The organism is Variovorax sp. P2_H12 (genome assembly GCF_056403395.1).
Genome location: NZ_JBFUFO010000005.1, coordinates 153,824 through 173,400 on the forward strand (window position 1 = coordinate 153,824; position 19,577 = coordinate 173,400).

Below are 19,577 nucleotides of genomic sequence, written 5' to 3' on the forward strand. Positions count from 1 at the left end.
AACACCCGATGAAAGCCGCGAGCTTCGAATACCAACGCCCCGCGACGCTGCCGGCCGCCTTGCGCGTGCTGGCCGACGCCGGCGGCGCCGCCAAGGTGATGGGCGGCGGCCAATCCCTCGGGCCGATGCTGAACCTGCGCCTGGCGCGGCCGAAACAGGTGGTCGACGTCTCCTCGCTCGGCGAGCTGCGGCAGGTCACGGCCGACGGCGACCAGCTGCGCATCGGCGCGGCCGTGACGCATGCCGAGATCGAGGATGGCGTGCACCCCTTGCTGCGCGACGGCCTGCTGCAGTCGGTGGCCGGCGGCATCGCCTACCGCGCGATCCGCAACCGCGGCACGCTCGGCGGCAGCCTCGCGCACGCCGACCCCGCAGCCGACTGGGTGCTGGCGATGGCCGCCCTCGGCGCTCAGATCGAGATTTCGTCGGCCGCCGGCACCCGCCGCGTGCCGATGGAGCGCTTCATGCACGGTGCCTACACCACCGACCTGGCCGACGGCGAACTGCTGACCGCGGTGCGCATTCCCAGGCTGGGCGCGGCGGCGCGCTGGGGCTATTTCAAGTTCTGCCGCAAGACCGGCGAGTTCGCGGAGGCCAGTTGCGCCGCCGTGTTCGATCCCTCGCGCAAGCTCGCGCGCATCGTGCTGGGCGCGCTCGACGGCGCGCCCCAGGCCTTGCCGGCCCTCGCCGCACAGGTGGCGCGGGCCGCCGCGATGCCGCCGCGCGAAACCCTGCAATCGGCCATCGCCGCGGCGCTGCCGGGCAAGGATGCGGTCGACCGCAAACTGAGGGTCGCGGCGGTCGAGCGCTGCCTGCACCAGATCTTCATTCCGGAGCTTTCCACATGACGACCATCGCCGTCGAACTCAACGGCCGCGAACTGCGTCGCGACGTGCCCGCACGCATGCATCTCGCCGATTTCGTGCGCGAAGAAGGCCGCCAGACCGGCACCCATCTGGGTTGCGAGCACGGCGTCTGCGGCGCCTGCACGGTGCTGGTCGACGACCGGCCGGTGCGCTCGTGCATCGCCTTCGCGGTGGCCTGCGACGGCCAGAAGGTGACCACCGTCGAGGGCTACGACCGCGACCCCGTGATGGCGCTGCTGCGCTCCGCGTTCTCGCGCCACCATGCGCTGCAGTGCGGCTATTGCACGCCCGGCATGCTTGCCACCGCGCGCGACATCGTGTTGCGCTTTCCCGAAGCCGACGAGGCCCGGGTCCGGCTCGAGCTGTCGGGCAACCTGTGCCGCTGCACCGGCTACGTCGGCATCGTCGCGGCCATCCGCGACGTGCTCGACCAATGCCGCGATGGCGGTCAGGCCGACATCGCGGCGATGCGCGAAGCGCTGCAGGTCCACGGCGGCAAGGCGTCGGGGCTTGCGCCGGTGCAGGGTTTTGCGGCCTTCGAGGCCGCGGACACGGGCGTCGCCGCGGTGGCGGCGGCACCGCGCAGCGAGGCGCCTTCGACGGAGGCTGCGTCGGCCAACGGCACCCGGATCCAGGGCGGGTTTTCGGTGCCGTTCCCGGCCGCCGAGGTCTGGCGCTTCATGGCCGACCTGCCGGCCGTCGCCGCCTGCCTGCCGGGCGCCGAACTCACCGAGCACACCGGCGACCGCGTGAAGGGGCGGGTGGCGATCAAGTTCGGGCCGATGTCGGCCAGCTTCAACGGCGCCGCGCGGCTCGACCGCGACGACAGCACGCGCAGCGCGGTGCTCAAGGGCGCCGGCCAGGATTCGCTGAGCCAGTCGCGCGCCAACGGCGACGTCGCCTACCGCCTGACGGAGGTGTCGCCGACCGCGACCCGGGTCGACGTCGACCTGCTCTATTCGCTGCAGGGTCCGCTGGCGCAGTTTTCGCGCTCCGGCCTGGTCAAGGACTTCGTCGGCCGCCTGATCCAGGAGTTCGGCAAGAACGTGGCGCTGCGCATGGACCCTGCGCGCTCGGGCGATGCGCCCTTGCCGCCGGCGCGCCTGAATGCCTTCAGCCTGGGTCTCGGCGTCCTCTGGGCGCGCATCCGCCGCTGGTTCGGAGCCGGCGACTAGCCCGCAGTTTTCTCGTGTGTCCCGGCATCCCGGCGCGTTTTCGCAGGATTCGCGCCGAGGGCGCAGCTTTGCCCGTTGATGGGTCTTTTTGATCTTGGAGAGAACGATGATGAATGGCTCGCTTGCTAGAATTTTTCGCGCAGCGCTCGCATGCCTTTGCCTCGGCGCCATGGCCGCGGCCAGCGCCCAGGCCCCCGAGAAGCTCAAGGTCCGGCTCGACTGGACGCCCTGGGGCGTGCATGCCGCGGTGCACCTGGCCCAGCAGAAGGGCTGGTTCAACGCAGCCGGGCTCGACGTCAGCCTCGAGGACGGCAACGGCTCGGTGACCACGGTGCAACTGGTCGGCGGCGGCGACCAGTTCGATGTCGGCCACGCGGCGCTGGCCTCGATGATGATCGCGCGCGACAAGGGCGTGCCGGTGAAGGCGGTCGCGGTCTTCGCGCGCCTCAGCGACGTCGGCCTGCTGGTGCCGAAGGACGGCGGCATCCAGGGCCCCAAGGATCTGAAGGGCAAGAAGGTCGCCTACACCGCGGGCTCGCTGGAGGCGCCGTTCATCGACGCCTTCCTGGCCGCCGGCGGCCTCAAGCGCAGCGACCTGGAGCTGGTCGGGGTCGACGCCGCGGGCAAGGCCGCCACCTATGCCGCGGGCCGCACCGACGCCGCGTTCTCCACCATCCCGTTCTTCCTGCCCGTGGTGTCGCTGACCCGGCCTTCGGATGCGATCCGGTTTGCCGACTACCAGCTCAACATGCCGAGCTTCGGGCTCTTCGCCACCGAGTCCAAGCTTGCGGCGCGCGGCCCGGCCATCGGCAGGTTCGCCAGCGTGGTGGCCGCATCGTGGACCTACGTGCTGAACGGCCACGAGGACGAAGCGGTCGAGGCCATCGTGGCGCAGCGGCCGCAGGCCAAGCTCGACAAGAAGGTGGTGCGGGCGCAGATCGAAGCGCTGCGGCCGTTCTTCCAGTCGCCGGCGGCGGCCGGCCAGCCGGTCGGCGTGCCGGTGGCTGCGGACTGGACGATCGCGGTGAAGACCCTGACCGATGCCGGCCTGATCAAGTCGATCAAGGACGGCAGCGACTTCTTCGTGCCGGGCCTGGTGCGGCCGGTAGTACTGAAGCCGGCGGGTGCGCAGTGAGCGCGGCGGCCATCCACGCGGACGGCGTCCGCAAGGTCTACCCCGGGGAGCGCGCGCTGACCGCGCTGGACGGCATCTCGCTGGACATCCGGCCGGGCGAGTTCGTCAGCATCCTCGGGCCCAGCGGCTGCGGCAAGAGCACCTTCCTGCGCTGCGTCGCCGGCCTGGAGCCGGTGACGGCCGGAACGCTCAGCGTCGACGGTCGCAAGGTGGCGGGGCCGCCCGACCACCTGGGCATGGTGTTCCAGCGCGACGCGCTGCTCGAATGGCGAACCATCGAGCGCAACATCCTGCTGCCGATCGAGTTCGCCCGCAAACCGACGCAGGCCTACCGGGCGGCCATGGCGCAGCTGCTCAAGCTGACCGGCCTGTCGGACTTCGGTGACCGCTATCCGCGCGAGCTGTCGGGCGGCATGCGGCAGCGGGCCGCGATCTGCCGCGCGCTGATCGACCAGCCGGGCCTGCTGCTGATGGACGAGCCCTTCGGCGCCCTCGATGCCCTGACGCGCGACCAGATGAATGTCGAGCTGCAGCGCATCTGGCTCGAGACCCGCAACACCGTGATGTTCGTGACGCACGGGATCTCGGAGGCGGTGTTCCTCGCCGACCGCGTGGTGGTGTTCTCGCCCCGGCCGGGCCGCATCGCCGACATCATCGAAGTCGACCTGCCGCGGCCGCGCCGCCTGGCGGTGCGCGAGACGGCGCAGTTCGGCGCCTACACCGGCCGCATCCGCGACCTGTTCCACGACATGGGGCTGATCAACGAAGAGCCCGCCCACGCCCTCGAGGAGGCTGCCTGATGAACCCGTGGATGGCCAAGGCCAGGCAATGGCTAGTGGGTGCGCTGTCGATCGTCGCCTTCCTAGCGGTGTGGGAAGTGCTGGTGCGGGTGCTGCACGTGCGGCCGGTGACGCTGCCGCCGCCGACCGCCATCCTCGGCGAGCTCGGCGGCGAGTGGCGCTGGTACCTGGACCACGCGCTCTACACCCTGCTGACCACGCTCGGCGGCTTCGCGCTGTCGGTGGTGGTCGGCGTGGCGCTGGCGATGCTGCTGGTGGGCTCGCGCTGGTTCGAGCATGCGATCTACCCGCTGATCGTGGCCCTGAACAGCGTGCCCAAGGTGGCCATCGCGCCGCTGTTCGTGATCTGGCTCGGCACCGGCTCCGAGCCCAAGATCGCGATCGCCTTCCTGATCGCGGTCTTCGCGGTGATCGTCGATGCCGTGCACGGGCTGCGCTCGGTGCCGCAGGATGTGCTGGACCTCGGCACCGTGCTGAAGGGGTCGACGCTCGACTTCTTCTTCAAGGTCCGGCTGCCGTGCGCGTTGCCCTCCATCCTGACGGGCATGAAGGTGGCGATCTCGCTGTCGCTGGTGGGCGCCATCGTGGGCGAGTTCGTCGCGTCGCAGCGCGGCCTCGGCTACGTGATCCTGAGCGCGCAGGGCACCTTCGACACGCCGCGGGTGTTCGCGGCGGTGTTCATGCTGGCGATTCTCGGCATTGTGCTCTATGGCGGCCTGGCCTGGGCCGAGCGGCGCGCCACGCCCTGGCGCCGCATCGATGCCTAGGGCGGCGCTGCCGCGTTCCAGGGCAGCGACCCCAGCCTCCGGCGCGAATTCCACGGTCGGCGCGGCGTTGCCGCTGTTCGGTGCGGCGCCGTGAGGCGGCGCCTGCGCATAATGCGCGCGAAGGGCTGTCTTTCGATACTTGGAGTCACTGTCCCATGCGCCTTCTGATCGTCGAAGACGACGCCCTGCTCGGCGACGCGCTGGCGACCGGCCTGCGCCAGCTCGGCCACGTGGTCGACTGGTTCGGCAATGGCACCGACGCCGACGCGGCGCTCGCCGGCGCGCCCTTCGATGCGATGGTGCTCGACCTCGGCCTGCCGGGCGGCGACGGCATGGAGTGGCTGCGGCGCTGGCGAGCGCGCGGCCTGAAACTGCCGCTGCTGATCCTCACCGCCCGCGACGGCATCGGCCAGCGGATCGCCGGGCTCGATGCGGGTGCCGACGACTACCTGGTCAAGCCGATCACCATCGACGAGTTGGCCGCCCGCCTGCGCGCCTTGGTGCGCCGCGCCGCCGGTCAGGCGCAGGCTGTCTGGCAGCATGGCGCGCTCGAGTACGACCCGGCCACCAAGGTCGTGCGCTGGAAGGGCGAACAGGTCGAACTCACCGGCCGCGAACTCGCGGTCCTCGAGGCGTTGCTGAGCCAGTCGCAGCGCGTGCTCTCGAAGGCAAAGCTGCGCGAGAAGCTCTATGACTGGAGCGGCGCCGAGCCCGAGGGCAATTCGCTCGAGGTCCACATCCATCACCTGCGTCGCAAGATCGATCCGGGCATCGTGCGCACGGTGCGCGGCGTCGGCTATGCGCTCGGCTCCGGCGAGAGCTCATGAGCCTCCAGCGACGGCTTCTCATCTATCTGTTGGTTTGTGCGCCCTTGGTGTGGTTCGTTGCGCTCTACTTCTCCATCAGCCGTGCCCGCCACGAAGTCAACGAGTTGTTCGATACCGAGCTGATAAGGCTCGCGAGGCAGGTGCAGTCGACACTGGGCCCGACCTTTCCCGACACGCCGTTGCCGCTGCCGCCCGCGCCGGCCGAAGGCAGCAAGGATGCCGGCGAATCGGACCTGCGCGACCTCGCTGTCGTCGCATGGGACACGAAAGGCCGCCTGCTGCTCGCCGACCCCGAAGGCGTGGCGCTGCCGCACCGGCCCGACGCCAGCGGATTCGTCGACGAAGAAGTCGGCGGCCGGCCCTGGCGGGTCTACTACCTGCCGTCCATCGACGGCAAGCGGCTGGTGGCGGCCGGCCAGGGCGCCTACGAGCGCGACGAGCTGGTGTATGGACTGACCATCACGCAGGTCGTGCCGTGGCTGCTGCTGCTGCCGATCCTGCTGGTGGTCATGGCGTGGGCGGTGCGCCGCGCTCTCTCGCCGATGCACCAGCTGACGGCCGAGCTGTCGGGCCGGAAGGCCGAAGACCTGCAGTCGGTGCCCGACGACCGCGCCCCCGCCGAACTCAAGCCCCTGCTGGGCGCGATGAACGGCCTGTTCGCACGCATCGAGCAGTTGCTGGTGCGCGAGCGCCGCTTCACCGCCGACGCCGCCCATGAGATGCGCACCCCGCTCGCGGTGCTGCGCGCGCAATGGGACGTGGTGCGCCGCTCCGGCAGCGCCGCCGAACGGGCAGAGGCCGAGGCCAAGCTGAGCGCCGGACTCGACCGCATGGGCCGGCTGGTGACGCAGATGCTGGTCCTGTCGCGCGTGGAGTCGGGCGTGGCGCCGGCGCTGACGACCGAGGTGCAGTGGCCGCCGATCGTCGAGCAGGCCATGAGCGACTGCCTGGCGCTGGCCGAGCGCCGCCGCATCGAGCTGGCCTGCGAATGGCCGCCGCGCGGAACCCATCCCCTGCCCCTGCTCGGCGACCCCCACCTGCTCACGGTGATGCTGCGCAACCTGCTGGACAATGCCGTGCGCTACGCGCCAGAAGGTACGGACGTCGTGCTTCGCATCGGGCGCGAGCATCTCGAACTCGAGAACGCAGGCCCGCCGCTGTCGGCCGAGCAGCTCGAGCGCCTGGGCGAGCGCTTCTACCGGCCCGACGGGCAGAAGGAAGGAGGCAGTGGCCTGGGCATTTCGATCGTGCGGCGCATCGCCGAACTGCACGGGCTCGAACTGACATTCGGCACGGACGCCAATGGCCAGGGCGTCAAGGTGATGCTGCAGTTCGATGCGGCTCACCGCTGAGACGCGTCCGCCTCTACTTGGCCTTGGCCTTTTCCATCAAGACGCGAGCCTCTTCCCGCCGCCCTGTGTCGGCCACCTGCCGACCGGGTCGTGCGGGTGCCTGCAGCGCACGTTCGAGATAGGGCATGGCCTGCTCGGGCTGCTTCGCCTCGATGAGGTACTCCGCATAGAAGAAATTGGGATCGATGCCCTTCGGATTGAGCGACAGCGCCTTCTGCAGCAGCTCCTTGGCCTTGGCCTTGTCGCCGAAGCCCACCGGCCATCCCGGCACCTTGTAGTACAGAACACCGAGGCTGTTGTAGGCCGAGCCGTCGAGCACGTTGCCGTTGATGGCAATCGCCGATTCGTAGAGGCTCTTGGCCTGCTTCACCAGGCCCAGCGCGCCGAGCCCGCCTTTCTCGCCAGCCCAGGAACTCACGATGATGCCTTCCCAGACCAGCGGCTCGGCGCGGTCCGGGTAGGTCTCGCTCACCTTGCGTGCCTTGGCGGCCAGCGTCTCGAAGCGCTTCTCGCGTTCGGCGGCGGGCGTCTGGTAGCGGATCACTTCCCAGTCGTGTTGAAGTTCGACGACGTCGTCGTCGGCCCCGGCGGCGCGGGCCGGTCGCGGCAGCAGCGCCGCGATGGAGGCAGCGGCAAGCAGGGCGCCCAGCCATTGGCGGCGCGCCATGGCCGGCATCGAGGCGATGTTGAAAGCGGGTCGTGTCATCTGTCGTCCTTGATTCTTCAGAGAGCGCTGTTCATCAGCGAATGGATGTCGTCGGCGGCCGGCGCGCCAACCACGTCGGGACATTCCAGTACCGGTGGCGCCGCTTGCGCGACCGGCGGCAGGCTGCGGCGATGCTTGTCGAAGGCGTTGTCCAGCAGGCCGGGGGCCAGGCCGTTGAGCCGCACGGCCAGCGCCTCCGGAAAGCCCAGGAAGCGTTCGGCCGCGCCGCTCTCCATCAGGTCCAGCAGCGCCTCCGCGGCGACCTGGGGCTTGTCCATCGCGGTGCCGGTGGCTTTGTTGTAGCTTTCGACCGCGCCGCTGTTGAAGCGGGTTCTCGTGCTGCGCGGGCCGAGGTACTGCACGCACACCCGGGTATCGCCGAGCTCGCGGCGCAGCGACTCGGCAAAGCCGCGCAGGCCGAACTTGCTCGCGCTGTAGACGCTGAAGCCCGGCAGGCCCAGCCGCCCCAGCACCGAGCCGATGAAGATGACCTGTGCCTTCGGCAGGCTGCGCAGGTGCCCGAGCAGGGCCTGGGTCAGCAGCATCGGCACCAGCAGGTTGAGATGCAGCACCTGCGCCATGTCGGTCGCGCCGAGCGCCTCGATGCGGCCGAAGCCTGGCACGCCGGCGCCGTGAACGACGACGTTGCAGCCCCAGCCGGCGGCCACCTCGGCGATGCCGGTAAGGCTGGCGACGCGCGTCAGGTCGGCGCAATACCACTCGACCCGGGGCCGCGGCACGTTGCAGTCGCGGACCAGGGCGCGGGCTTGCGTGGCGAGCCGCGCCGGCGACCTTCCGACCAGCATCACCGACGCCCCGGCCTTCACCAGTTCGGTGGCGGTGGCACAGCCGATGCCACCACCGGCACCGGTCAGAACGACCCTGCTCTCGTTGGGTTTCACGCGGCGACTCCATGCGATGGGGCGGCAGTCGCCGCTGGGGCCGCAGTGGCCGAGGGCAGCGGCAGGCCGCGGAACACATCGCCATAGAGACGATAGAAGGCGCGCGCCGCATGCACGATGTCGGCCTGGTCCTCGGGGCTTTCGATGCGATCCATCAGCAGCGCGAAGTGCGCCGTGTGCTCCTGGTCCAGCGTGCCGTGCGAGCGCAGATAGCTGAAGGCGGCATCGGGCAGTTGCAGGGGCTTCTGGATCTGGTCCGCGGCCAGCAGGGCCAGCGACACGCTGGTGCCTTCGAGCACGTGGACCATGCCGAAGAATCCGAGCGGGTTGCGCCGGGCGATGGTGTCGTAGGCGTAGGCCACCATGACCTCTGTGGCATGGCCCGGCGGGCCGTCGCGCACCGCTTGCGCATCGCCGCCGCAGGCCCGGATGTCGTCGAGGATCCACAGGTCGTGGCCCTGCTCTTCCTCGATGTATTCGTCGAGCGGGCCGCACAGCCAGTCGCTGCGCAGCGGCAGGGCCGCCTTGCAAGCATGCAGCAGCGGGACCGTGTGGCGCACATGGTGGTAGGCCTCGCGCAGAAAGGCCAGGTAGCTGGACAGCGACACTTCGCCGCGCAGGCATCCCTGGATGATGGGCGTGCCGAGCAGCCCCATGCGGGCGTCGGCGGTGTGTTCGATCAGGCGGGCGTAAAAACTCATGGATTCTCCGGTCGGTGTGTCAGGTCGCGCTCAGGCCGAGGGCATCGAGATGAAGACTCAGGATCGCTCCGCGCTGCGGCCGACCATTGGCCGTGGCCATGCCGGATGTGGCGTCGAAGCCGGCCCGGCCGCGCACCCAGCGCTGCACGCGGGCGTAGTCGGGCAGCGTGGCGTTGGCGGCGTCCACCGCGGCCTGCAGCGCCGCGTCGGGCGCGTCGGGCCGCACCGGCCAGAGCACGGCGCTCAAAGCCGGCTGCCCATCGCCGAATACCACGGCCTGCGCCACGGCGTTCTCGCCGCGCAGCGCGGTCTCCACCCACTCGGGCGAGACGTTGCGGCCGAAGGTGGTGATCAGCAGATGCTTCTTGCGGCCGCTGACGTGCAGGAAGCCGTCGGCGTCGATCTCGCCCAGGTCCCCGGTGGGCCACCACTGCCCCGGTTTCGACCGGTCGCCCAGGTAGCCGCTGAACAGGTTTCCGCTGATCTCGACCTCACCGTCCGGCGCTAGGCGCAGCTTCGCATGGGGTAGTGCGCGGCCGGCGCTGCCGGGCAGGTCGGCGCCGGGAAGGTTGAGCGTCTGCACCGATGCGCCTTCCGACAGGCCATAGCCCTCGTAGGCCGGAATGCCGAGCGCCCGCGCGGCCTGGATCAGCTTGACGCCGACCGCCGCGCCTCCCACGGCCACCAGCTTGAGCGAATCGGGCGCGCGCTGGCCGTTCTGCATCAGGTAGCCCGCCCAGACCCTCAGCATCTGCGGCAGCAGGATGATGCTATGGGGCTGCTGCGCCACCACCGCCGAATGGAAACGGGCCGCATCGAAGCTCGACGAGCCGCTGAGGCCCAGTTGCTGAAGCGGCAGCGTGACGCAGGTCGCGCCGCGCGCCAGCGGCGCCATGAGGCCTGCGATGTTCTCGAGCAGCACCGCGAAGGGCAGGGCGCACAGGTGGCGGCGGATGTCGAGCGGCTCCATGGCCTGCACCAGGCCTTCGGCCACCGTGCGCATCGCCTCGGCGTCCAGGCACACGCCTTTGGGCGCACCGGTGGTGCCGGAGGTGAAAGTGATCTTGGCGGTGCCCGCGGGCATCGGCGGTGCGGCCGCAGGCCGTCTGAGGCAGGACAAGGTTTGCTGCGCGACGGCACAATCGGAGGCCGGTGCCTGCGGCCAGCGGGCCGCAATGGCAGGCAGCGTGAGCACCGTGTCCGCGCCGGCGGCGCTGAGTGCATGGGCGATCTGCTCGGGCGTGAAGAACACCGGCAGCGGCACGTGCACCACGCCGGCTCTTTCGGCCGCCAAGTCGGCGACCACCCAGGCCGGAGAATTGTCGAGCAGTGTGGCGACAACGCGCGTGTCCTGCGATTCGAGGTGCCCCGCCAGGCGGTCCACCTCGTCGTTCAACTCGGCATAGGTCCAGCGGCGCAGGCCGTCGTCCAAGGCCACAGCGGAGTCATCGGCTGCCGTCCTCATTCGTCGGCCCTCGAATCGTCCGGGCTGCGCCCGCGGTGGCGCCGCAGCGCACGCCTCAGGCGCCCTGCGAGCACCACGGGCTGGTGTTCGTAGTAGCTGCCCCATTGCGCCGCCTCATCGCCCAGGGCAGCCGGATCGGCGGCACCCAGCGTCAGCGGGACGATGCCGAGTCGCAGGAGCATCTTGCGCAATTCCTGTGTGACCGTGCCGACCACCCATTCGAATCCCTCTGCGGCCAGATGGGGCGCCAGCAGCTGGATCAAGCGCCGGCCCTCGCCGCTGCGGCTGGCCGCGAGATGGCCGACCTCGACGATGCGTTCGCGTGCCGGGCACGCTTCGCCATTCGCGGCGAGCAGCGCGTCGACCGGTGCGCTCAGGTAGCGCTCGAGAAACAGCGTATTGCTGGCGGCATTGCGATAGCCTGCGGCTGCGAGCAGTTCGCCGTTCTCGCGCAGGCCTACCAGTACCGGGGCGAACTGCGGGACCTGTGCGTCGTAGCGCCGGGCATAGATGTCGCGGATGAAAGCCTCGACCGCACCGCGGCGCGGATCGGCAGGTCCGTGCGCCGTGAGTTCGAGCACAGGCGGCATGGGGATCCGGGCCGGAAGAGCGTGGCTGCGTGACAACGACATGAGCATGAATTTCCTCCGAACGCCCACGGCAAACGGCGGGTCGGTTCAGCGGGTGGATGCTCGCGGTTGCGGATTAACGCCAGATTAAGGACCTTGCGATTTGCGCCGGGCCGCCACGGGCGGGCGTGTGAATCCTGTTGTCGATGGTGCCGGCCATCGCGGCGCTTTCGGCCTTGCCACCTTGCGCCGATGGACCCTCGCGACCTGCTGCGCCAGGTCGGCACGGCACATACCCCGGAGGCCTGCATTTCGAGATGACGGGGCAGGACGTCACCGAATGCCGCGGAGGCGCGCAGGCGTCGACGGACGAGGGCCTGTCGGCGCGCTATCGAAGCGCCTGCGACCCGCGCCTGAACGGGTCGCAGAGTCTGGAGCTGGCTTTCCTGATTGCGGACGTGCTCAAGTCTGCGCGCGGGTAGAGCGTCAAGAACTCCGGTGTCAGGAAGCTGCGCGGCCCTATCGCTCGGGCCGCAGCCGCGCAATCAGCCGCCGAATCGCACCAGCGATGTCGCGCTTGGCCGCAACGATCGGGTCGGCACCGAAGATCGCGCGCTGCTCGGCCAGAGCGGCGTGCAGCGCCGCATGGTTCTTCTCGTTGTAGACCCAGGTGCCGGACACGATGTGTGCGCCCGAAGTCACAGGGGTGATGCGAAGGTCCTCGACCCCGATCCGCTCCAGTGCCGCTGCACGCAGAACCGCTTGCTGCGCGGGGCCGCCAACCCCGTCGATCGGGCGGGGAAAGGCGAAGCTGATGGCCTGAACCTGCGGGTAATGCTCCGACATGAAAGCGCAGATCTCGAAGAAGATCAGGCGTCCGAAGTGCCTTCGCTCTTCCAGCATTCCCTGCGTGGGGGTGAACGCCTCGACGTGGATCTGGGTTCCGCCGTTCAGAACGAGCACTGGGTCCAAGGTCGCCAACAGGACACGTCCCTCATGGACACACATGGGGTCGCCGAGTTGATAGAAGGCATCGTTTGTCCCGGTGATCCGAATTTTCGTGAAGGTCATGTAAGGCGAATGCGACGGGCTTTCGCCCATCCCCGCGCGCCGTTCCTCGCTTGCCTTGGAGTTGGTAGGACGACTGTACTGGGAAGAAGGGCATGGTCCTTCGAATCGGCAGGCTCCGAGCGTTCTATCGTGACTTTTTTCGCGTCGGAGGAAAGATTGATCTGGCGCAATTCGGGCATGCGGCTCGGCCTTAGGATTTCAGCCGGGTTCTGAAGTGTGGTGGTCAACGCGCCGATGCCGAAAGATGGCCCCCGTACAGGTCTCGAAGAGCTCGCGGCAAGGACTGCGACGGGCTGGAAGAATCAATCGCCAGGAGAACTGCCATGGCCAAGACCGACAAGAACGATCGTGCGAACGCTTCGCCTCGAGCGGCAGCGCCTTACACGACGGTCCAGGAACGGCGTACCAAGGGAAAGGCACTGCGCGACAAGGTGCCGCGCGCCACGCATGCGGGGTGGAAGGCACCGAAGGACCGGCGCGACCCGATCGAACTCCTGCGCGAGACCAACGAGGGCCGCATGATCGACCTGGTCCCGATTCGCTTCGGACGCATGTCGGCGTCGCCGTTCGCCTTCTACCGCGGCGCTGCCGCGCTGATGGCCGCGGACCTCGGCACGACGCCGAGCAGCGGGATCCGGGTGCAGGCGTGCGGCGATGCCCACCTGATGAACTTCGGCGGCTTCGCGACGCCGGAGCGCAACGTGATCTTCGACATCAACGATCTCGACGAGACGCTGCCGGCCCCCTGGGAGTGGGACCTCAAGCGGCTTGCCGCGAGCGTGGTGATTGCGGCGCAGCATCTGCGTCTGCCCGACAGCGACGCGGCACGCGTGGCGACGGATGTCGCGCGCGAGTATCGCGAAAGGATGGCCGACTATGCGTCGATGCGGGCACTCGATGTCTGGTACGACAAGATCGATCTGCAGCGCTACGTCGATCGATCGGCCGATCCGGATCTTGTGCTGCAAGTCCGCAAGCGCATGGCGGACCGGATCGAAGCGGAAAAGCGCAAGAGTGTCCCCGACCATCTGTACCCGAAGCTGGTCTCGGAGGAGGGTGCAAGCCCCAGGATCAAGGACGAGCCGCCTCTGATCTTCCATCCGTCCGGCGAACAGGCTCTCGGCCTGGAGTCGGGGTATGCCGAAGCGATCGCCTCCTACCGGGAGAGCCTGCCCGAGCAGACGCGGACGCTGTTCGACCGATTCCATTTCTTCGACCTGGCCATCAAGGTCGTCGGCGTGGGCAGTGTCGGCACGATGTGTGCCGTCGCACTGTTCATGGCGGCGGACGACGACCCGCTGTTCCTGCAGGTGAAAGAGGCACGCCCTTCGGTGCTCGAGGCCTATGCGGGGAAGAGCCTCCACGCCAACAACGGCCAGCGCGTCGTGATGGGCCAGCGCATGATGCAGGCGGCGAGCGACGTGTTCCTCGGATGGACCCGGGGACTGAAAGGCCGTGATTACTATGTGCGCCAGCTTCGCGACATGAAGCTGTCCGCCATCATCGAGGATTGGGACACGGGAGTGTTGCGGCAATATGGGCGCATGTGCGCTCACGCGCTGGCCCGCGCGCACGCCCGTTCGGGTGATGCCGCGATGATCCACGGCTACATGGGCTCCGCGCAGACCTTCGACGACGCCATCGGTGAGTTCTCGGTCGAGTACAGCGACCAGAACCGCAACGACTATCGGGCGTTCGTTCAGGCCGTCCGGGAGAAGCGGATCGATGTCATCGTCGAGGGCTAGCGGGGTGCGTGCGGCTCGACATCTCGGCGCTGCCAGCTCAGCGTGGCGCAGGCTCGCCGAGCAGGAACCCCGTGGCGCTGCGCCACCAGGCTTCGTCGATGTATCGGATCCAGTCGTTGTGGTCGGCGCCCCGGACCACCTCGAGCCGCTTGGGGCCGGGCAGCGATTCGTACAGAGCCGTGCCGAAGCGGGCAGGAACGACGCGGTCGCGTTCGGCGACGACCACCAGCACCGGGCGGCCGATCGATGCGAGGTGGACGGCGCTGTCGTAGCGGTCGCGCAGCAACCAGGCCACCGGCAGCCACGGATAGTGGTAGGCCGCGACGTGTTCGAGCGTGTCCCACGGCGTGATGAGCATCAGGGCCGCGACGTGGTCGCGCTGCCGCACGGCCGCCGCGGCCGCCACGCCGGCGCCCAGTGATTCGCCGATCAGCAGCAAGGGCGGGCCGTGCAGCCGGTGGGCCAGCGCGAGGGTCTGCTCGGCATCCTCGACCAGGCTGCGCTCGCCCAACGCACCGTCGCGCGGGCCGTAGGCCGGGTATTCGGCCAGGATCACGCGCAGCCCGAGGCGGGTGAGCGCCGCGGCGTAGTAGCCGCGATGCCCGGCATGGCCCGCATTGCCGTGGAACACGAGCACCGTGCCGCGCGCAGGGCCCTCCGGCTCCGCCACCAGGCCACGAAAGTCGCCCTTGGCCGGCCAGGCGACGAGTCCGGCGGACGCCATCTCGGCGGCTTGCGCCCGGGCGGGGTAGTAGATCAGGCGGTCCTGGAACATGGCGGGCGCTGCCAGCGCGATCGCGCAGGCGGTGGCGAGCCAAAGCATGATCGCGGCAGGTTTCATCCAGGCTCGGTGGGGAGTTTCGACGGTGAATGGTCATCCTTCGGCGAAGACGATGCGCTGTCAACCCCGGATTCGCGCGCATCGCGCGCATCGCGCGCAGGCCGCCCAGGGCGCGCCGCGGCCGCCACCCCGTACATCACCAGCGCCGCGACGACCACGGCGTTGAATCCGATGTGGATCGCGAGCAAGGTGGCCAGCACCGCCGCGGTGACCGAGGCGCAGCCGTTGATGCCCCAGGCCCAGGGGATGAGCCGGGCATCGGCGGCCTCCACCCTGGCCAGGCCGAGGGGAAAGGGCATGCCCATGAAGAACGCCAGCGGGGCGATGAGTGCCGCCGAGATCAGGATCCGCGCCGCATCGGGCAGGCCCATCGCGTGCCGGAAGAGCCAGGGCAGCAGGAGCAGGCACAGCGCCGCCGACACGGCGATGGCAGCCACCACCGCCGGCACCGGATTGCCCTTCAGCCGGCCCGACACGCGGCTGCCGATGCCGGCGAACAGCAGGAACGCGAACAGCACGACGGCGATCGCATACAGCGGATGGCTCAGGAACAGGACGAACTTCTGGATGAACGCGATCTCGATGAACATGAAGCCGAAGCCGATGGCCAGGAAGTAGGCCAGCACGCGCCCACGCGTTCCGGCGCCCGGCACGCGCCCACCGTGCGGTGCGCCCGGCCGTGCGACCCAGGCCAGCGGCAGCCCGATCAGCAGCAGGCTCGCCACCACCGCCTGCACCAGCGTGGCAACGAGCACCGGATAGCCCCATTCGAGCAGCGGCAGGCCACCCTGCCCCTTGAGCGACAGGAGCTCCGGCAGCGAACGCCACTTGAAGAAGTGAAAGAAGTGCGGCTTGTCGTCGGTGGCCGGTTCGATATGGAACTTGTAGCGCGCCATGAATTCGTCGCGCCCCGGACCGAGCAGCGCCTGCGCGCCGTCGAACAGGTCCGGGCCTTCGACCACGTTGAAGCGATTCGCCTCGTCCCGCCGCATGCCGGGGTAGAAGGCCAGATCGAAGGAGCGGCCGAGGCAGAACCCCTTGATCGCGGCGATGTCCTCGCCGGTGAAGGCGCCGTTCTTGACCAGCAGCGTGCTGGTCTTCCAGCTGCGTATCAGCGCCAGCCGCGCGCCGGGCTCGCTGATGCCCGATCGCTCCAGCGCCACCACCGCGGCGGCGAAGAGCTTGAGCGCATCGCGCGGCGGCAGCGTGACCCAGCGCGTGAACGCCAGCAGCCCGCCGGGCTGCAGGTGGCGCAAGTCGTCCTGCACGGCCTCGACCGTGTAGAGGTAGTTCTCGGCGAGCGCGTAGAGGCCGGCCGAGGACGCACTGAAGGAGTCGAGCAGTGCCACCTGGATGAGGTCGTAGCGCTCCTGGCTGGCCGCGATGAAGCCGCGCGCCTCGGCCACGTGCACGCGCGCCATCGGTCCGTAGACGCCGCCTGCCGCGGCCGCGAAGGGGCCCTGCACCAGTTCGACGACCTGGGGATTGAGCTCCACCGCATCGATGCGGCGCGCGCCGTGATAGTGGGCCTGCAGCACGTCGGCCCCGGCGCCGGCGCCCAGCACCAGCACGTGCGGCTGGCGCAGCAGGTGGTAGGGCAGCGCGGAGCTGATCTGGTCCAGGTGCGCCAGGCTTTCGCGCCGGCCGTCGAAGCGGGTCAGCGCGTTGAGCCCTTCGCCGTCGGTGAAGACGCCCCATTGCGGCGGCGGCTCGGTCGATGCGGTGAGGCTCAGGCCCGGCGCGTGGCGCAGCGGAATGCGCGGGCTCTCGACCACGCTGACGAGGCCCAGGGGGCTCGATCGCTGCGCCACCACCCGGGCGCCGGGGATGCGCAGGGTCTGCGACAGCTCCTTGTAGGGCGACATGACGGGCGCCAGCCACGCCGCGGGCAGCAGCAGGAGCCCGCCGGCGAGCGCCACCGAGGCGAGCGCCGGCCAGAGTCGACGCCCGCCGCATTCGATCCACCCGACCGCCGCCGCGACGCAGCCCAGCGCGCCGATCAGTTGCAAGGCGTCGGCCGGCGAGACCACGAAGAGCAGCGCCACGATCCCCAGGCTTCCCGCACCGGCACCGAGGATGTCGACGCTGTAGATGCGCGACTGCGCGCCGCGAAAGCGTGTCAGCGCCATGCACACGCAGGCGCCGGCGCACAGGAAGGGCAGCAGGAGCAGCAGGTAGACGGCCAGCAGGTAGGCCGGCTGGCGCGGGTCCCAGAGGAGTTCGAGCGGATTGAACGGTACGCGCTGGGCCAACGCGAAACAGCCGATCGCAGTGAGCCCGAAAGCCGCGGCGGCCGCGCAGAAGAGCGGCGCGAATCGCCGCTGCACCGCGCGCTGCGTCAGGGTCAGCAAGGCGCCGCTGGCACCCCAGCCGAGCAGCGCGAGGCTGATGATCATGTAGGCGAAGTGGTGCCACAGCGTGATCGAGAACAGCCGCATCAGCAGGATCTCGTAGGCCAACGCGGCGGCCGAGACCAGGGCCACGGCGATCAGCGGCGCGGCGGTCATCGACGCTCCGGGCGCTCAGCGCTGGCCGGTCAGCGGAACGAAGATCACCGGCAGGATCTGCCGCATCGACACCGTTCCATCGGCGTTCTTCTCGATCAGCATCAACTGCTGGACCATGAACGCCGCGCCCACCGGAATCACCATCCGGCCGCCGGGTTTGAGCTGGCGGATGAGAGGCGGCGGGACGTGGCTGGCCGCCGCGGTCACGAGGATGGCGTCGTAGGGCGCATGCTCCTCCCAGCCGTGATAGCCGTCGCCCAGGCGCACCTGGACATTGGCGTAGCCCAGTTTCTGCAGCCGTTGCGTGGCCTGGAGCCCGAGCGGCTCGATGATCTCGATGGTGTAGACCACGCGGGCCAGCTGCGCCATCACCGCCGCCTGATAGCCGGATCCGGTCCCCACCTCGAGCACCTTGTCGCCCGGCTCCGCCTTGGCCAGGTCCGTCATCAGCGCCACGATGTAGGGCTGCGAGATGGTCTGTCCATGGCCGATCGGTACCGGCCGGTTCGCGTACGCCAGATCGAGCTGGTTGAGGGGCACGAACTCGTGCCGGGGCACCTTGTCCATGGCCGCCATCACGCGTGCGTCGAAGGCGGGCCTGACGGTGCCCGCGGGCGTCTGGCGAGCCAGCGCCGTGATCTCGTCCGTCATCTTCCGGCGCTCGGATGCGAAATCCGGGGTGGCCGCGGCAAGGACGCCTGTCGCGGCCAGGAGAAGCGCCGAAGCCATTGCACGGACCATGGGTGTGACCATAGTGCGCCGATCATGGACGAGCACGAAACCGCGGTCCAGCGCGGGCGCTGCAAGGCCATGGTCACGAAGAGGACGATGCGGCCTCGAAGGGGCCCTGCGCGATCCGCCCAGAAGGCGAAAGTCGTCGTGAACGCGCCGGTGTAGCCTGTCGTCATGGATTCCCTGATCACTGCCTCCGCGCGCGCCCTCGCCACCGGCGACCCGCTCGGCGCCCTCAAGCGCGTCGCCTTGCGCGAAGACCCGCCGGCGCTGGCCCTGCGCGGCATCGCCATGGCCCAACTCGGCGAGCACCCGCGCGCGCGCGAGCTCCTTCGGCGCGCCGCCCGCGGCTTCGGTGCCCACGAGGAGCTGGCGCGCGCCCGCTGCGTCGTCGCCGAGGCCGAGGTGGCGCTGGCCATGCGCGACCTCGGCGGCTCCCCGCGCACGCTGGCGGCGGCCTCGGCCACGCTCGAGGCGCACGCCGATCGCGCCAACGCGCTGCAGGCGCGGCTCATCGCGGCGCGCAGGCTCTTGCTGCTGGGCCGCCTCGACGAGGCCGCGGCCGCGCTGGCGCTGCTCGATGCGCGCGGCCTGCCGCCGTCGCTGGCGGCGGTGGCCGAGCTCACCGCGGCGGAACTGGCCTTGCGTTCGCTGCGCACCGGTCCGGCGCGGGCGGCTCTCGCCCGGGCCCACGAGGCGGCCGATCGCGCGCGCGTGCCGGCGCTGCTGGCCGAGGTGGCGGAGGCGCGGGCCGCGCTCGATCGTCCCGCCGCCCGGCGCCGCATCGCCGGGGGCGAGCAGGCGCTGCGCCTCGACGAGGTCGCGGCGCTCCTGGCCTCGGACGCTTTGGTGGTCGATGCCTGCCGTCGCGGGCTGCGCGCCGGCGACGCCTGGTGGCCGCTGGCGCGCCGGCCGGTGTTGTTCGCGCTGGCGCGCGCGCTTGCCGAAGCGTGGCCTGGCGATGTCGATCGGGACGCCTTGATCGCGTGCGCGTTCCGCACCCGCCGCCCCGACGAGTCGCATCGCGCGCGCCTGCGGGTCGAGATCGGCCGCCTGCGCGCGCTCGTCACGACACTGGCGCAGATCGAGGCCACCACGCGGGGTTTTGTCCTCAGGCCGCACGGCGAGCGCGCCGTCGTCGTGCTCGCGCCGCCCATCGACGGCGAACAGGCCTCGCTGGCGGCGCTGCTGTCCGACGGCGCGGCCTGGTCGACGTCGGCCCTGGCGCTGGCCCTGGGGGCCAGCCAGCGCACCGTCCAGCGCGCGCTGGTCGAACTCGAGGCCGACGGACGGGTGCGCTCGATCGGGCGGGCGCGGGCGCGTCGCTGGCTGTCGCCGCCGCTGGCCGGATTCACGACGATCTTGTTACTCCCCACTTCGCTGCCGATTGAATAGAGTTGTCTCCGGGCGCCGATC

Annotated in this window: 19 protein-coding genes; 10 read left to right on the forward strand and 9 right to left on the reverse strand. The window is 69.9% G+C overall.

Translation table 11 applies throughout. From position 1 onward, the window contains the following. Nucleotides 1-8 precede the first annotated feature (8 nt). From AC1DYK_RS05205 to AC1DYK_RS05235, 7 genes are all read left to right on the forward strand, one after another. Nucleotides 9-848, forward strand: coding sequence for an FAD binding domain-containing protein (locus tag AC1DYK_RS05205; RefSeq protein ID WP_478165284.1), 840 nt, complete (start codon nt 9-11; stop codon nt 846-848). After that, nucleotides 845-2,041 (forward strand): xanthine dehydrogenase family Fe-S subunit, encoded by a 1,197-nt coding sequence (locus AC1DYK_RS05210; protein WP_478165285.1) that lies wholly within the window; start codon nt 845-847, stop codon nt 2,039-2,041. The genes AC1DYK_RS05205 and AC1DYK_RS05210 overlap by 4 nt, the downstream gene beginning before the upstream one ends. Nucleotides 2,042-2,210: 169 nt before the next feature. After that, nucleotides 2,211-3,176 carry an ABC transporter substrate-binding protein gene (locus tag AC1DYK_RS05215; RefSeq protein ID WP_478165286.1) on the forward strand — a complete coding sequence of 322 codons (966 nt, stop codon included), beginning with the start codon at nt 2,211-2,213 and terminating at the stop codon, nt 3,174-3,176. Further along, nucleotides 3,173-3,976, forward strand: coding sequence for an ABC transporter ATP-binding protein (locus tag AC1DYK_RS05220; protein ID WP_478165287.1), 804 nt, complete (start codon nt 3,173-3,175; stop codon nt 3,974-3,976). Before AC1DYK_RS05215 ends, AC1DYK_RS05220 begins: the two co-directional genes overlap by 4 nt. Then, the gene (locus tag AC1DYK_RS05225; protein ID WP_478165288.1) at nt 3,976-4,743 is read left to right on the forward strand and encodes an ABC transporter permease; all 768 of its coding nucleotides are present in this window, start codon (nt 3,976-3,978) and stop codon (nt 4,741-4,743) included. The genes AC1DYK_RS05220 and AC1DYK_RS05225 overlap by 1 nt, the downstream gene beginning before the upstream one ends. A gap of 155 nt (nt 4,744-4,898) precedes the next feature. Beyond that, nucleotides 4,899-5,570 (forward strand): response regulator, encoded by a 672-nt coding sequence (locus tag AC1DYK_RS05230; protein ID WP_478165289.1) that lies wholly within the window; start codon nt 4,899-4,901, stop codon nt 5,568-5,570. Beyond that, entirely contained in the window at nt 5,567-6,922 is a 1,356-nt protein-coding gene (locus AC1DYK_RS05235; RefSeq protein WP_478165290.1) for an ATP-binding protein, read from the forward strand. The genes AC1DYK_RS05230 and AC1DYK_RS05235 overlap by 4 nt, the downstream gene beginning before the upstream one ends. A gap of 13 nt (nt 6,923-6,935) precedes the next feature. On the opposite strand, the gene AC1DYK_RS05240 is transcribed toward AC1DYK_RS05235, so the two are convergent. The 5 genes from AC1DYK_RS05240 to AC1DYK_RS05260 are packed head-to-tail and all read right to left on the reverse strand — an operon-like array spanning nt 6,936 to nt 11,286. Next, nucleotides 6,936-7,628 (reverse strand): tetratricopeptide repeat protein, encoded by a 693-nt coding sequence (locus tag AC1DYK_RS05240; protein ID WP_478165291.1) that lies wholly within the window; start codon nt 7,626-7,628, stop codon nt 6,936-6,938. 17 nt (nt 7,629-7,645) lie between these two features. Beyond that, nucleotides 7,646-8,530 carry an SDR family oxidoreductase gene (locus tag AC1DYK_RS05245; RefSeq protein ID WP_478165292.1) on the reverse strand — a complete coding sequence of 295 codons (885 nt, stop codon included), beginning with the start codon at nt 8,528-8,530 and terminating at the stop codon, nt 7,646-7,648. Beyond that, nucleotides 8,527-9,231, reverse strand: a complete 705-nt coding sequence (locus AC1DYK_RS05250) for a TenA family transcriptional regulator (protein ID WP_478165293.1) — start codon at nt 9,229-9,231, stop codon at nt 8,527-8,529. Before AC1DYK_RS05250 ends, AC1DYK_RS05245 begins: the two co-directional genes overlap by 4 nt. A 19-nt stretch (nt 9,232-9,250) precedes the next feature. Further along, nucleotides 9,251-10,696, reverse strand: a complete 1,446-nt coding sequence (locus AC1DYK_RS05255) for an AMP-binding protein (protein WP_478165294.1) — start codon at nt 10,694-10,696, stop codon at nt 9,251-9,253. Then, on the reverse strand, nt 10,693-11,286 hold the full coding sequence (locus tag AC1DYK_RS05260; RefSeq protein WP_478165295.1) for a thermostable hemolysin: 594 nt from the start codon (nt 11,284-11,286) through the stop codon (nt 10,693-10,695). Before AC1DYK_RS05260 ends, AC1DYK_RS05255 begins: the two co-directional genes overlap by 4 nt. A gap of 185 nt (nt 11,287-11,471) precedes the next feature. On the opposite strand from AC1DYK_RS05260, the gene AC1DYK_RS05265 reads away from it, so the two are divergent. After that, on the forward strand, nt 11,472-11,747 hold the full coding sequence (locus AC1DYK_RS05265) for a 3-deoxy-7-phosphoheptulonate synthase (RefSeq protein ID WP_478165296.1): 276 nt from the start codon (nt 11,472-11,474) through the stop codon (nt 11,745-11,747). Between the two features lie 37 nt (nt 11,748-11,784). Here AC1DYK_RS05265 and AC1DYK_RS05270 read toward each other — a convergent pair whose 3' ends face one another. Next, entirely contained in the window at nt 11,785-12,336 is a 552-nt protein-coding gene (locus AC1DYK_RS05270; protein ID WP_478165297.1) for a hypothetical protein, read from the reverse strand. A 323-nt stretch (nt 12,337-12,659) separates the two neighbouring features. On the opposite strand from AC1DYK_RS05270, the gene AC1DYK_RS05275 reads away from it, so the two are divergent. Continuing rightward, nucleotides 12,660-14,081, forward strand: a complete 1,422-nt coding sequence (locus tag AC1DYK_RS05275; protein WP_478165298.1) for a DUF2252 domain-containing protein — start codon at nt 12,660-12,662, stop codon at nt 14,079-14,081. Between the two features lie 37 nt (nt 14,082-14,118). Here the strand turns inward: AC1DYK_RS05275 and AC1DYK_RS05280 are convergent, their stop codons facing one another. From AC1DYK_RS05280 to AC1DYK_RS05290, 3 genes are read right to left on the reverse strand one after another with little or no spacing between them, the layout of a single operon-like run. Then, on the reverse strand, nt 14,119-14,922 hold the full coding sequence (locus AC1DYK_RS05280) for an alpha/beta hydrolase (protein ID WP_478165299.1): 804 nt from the start codon (nt 14,920-14,922) through the stop codon (nt 14,119-14,121). Then, nucleotides 14,919-17,429, reverse strand: coding sequence for a spermine/spermidine synthase domain-containing protein (locus tag AC1DYK_RS05285; protein WP_478165300.1), 2,511 nt, complete (start codon nt 17,427-17,429; stop codon nt 14,919-14,921). Before AC1DYK_RS05285 ends, AC1DYK_RS05280 begins: the two co-directional genes overlap by 4 nt. A gap of 15 nt (nt 17,430-17,444) precedes the next feature. Further along, nucleotides 17,445-18,158, reverse strand: a complete 714-nt coding sequence (locus tag AC1DYK_RS05290; RefSeq protein WP_478165301.1) for a protein-L-isoaspartate(D-aspartate) O-methyltransferase — start codon at nt 18,156-18,158, stop codon at nt 17,445-17,447. A 177-nt stretch (nt 18,159-18,335) separates the two neighbouring features. Between AC1DYK_RS05290 and AC1DYK_RS05295 the strand changes: the two genes are divergently transcribed. Then, on the forward strand, nt 18,336-19,556 hold the full coding sequence (locus tag AC1DYK_RS05295) for a helix-turn-helix domain-containing protein (RefSeq protein ID WP_478165302.1): 1,221 nt from the start codon (nt 18,336-18,338) through the stop codon (nt 19,554-19,556). Nucleotides 19,557-19,577 lie beyond the last annotated feature (21 nt).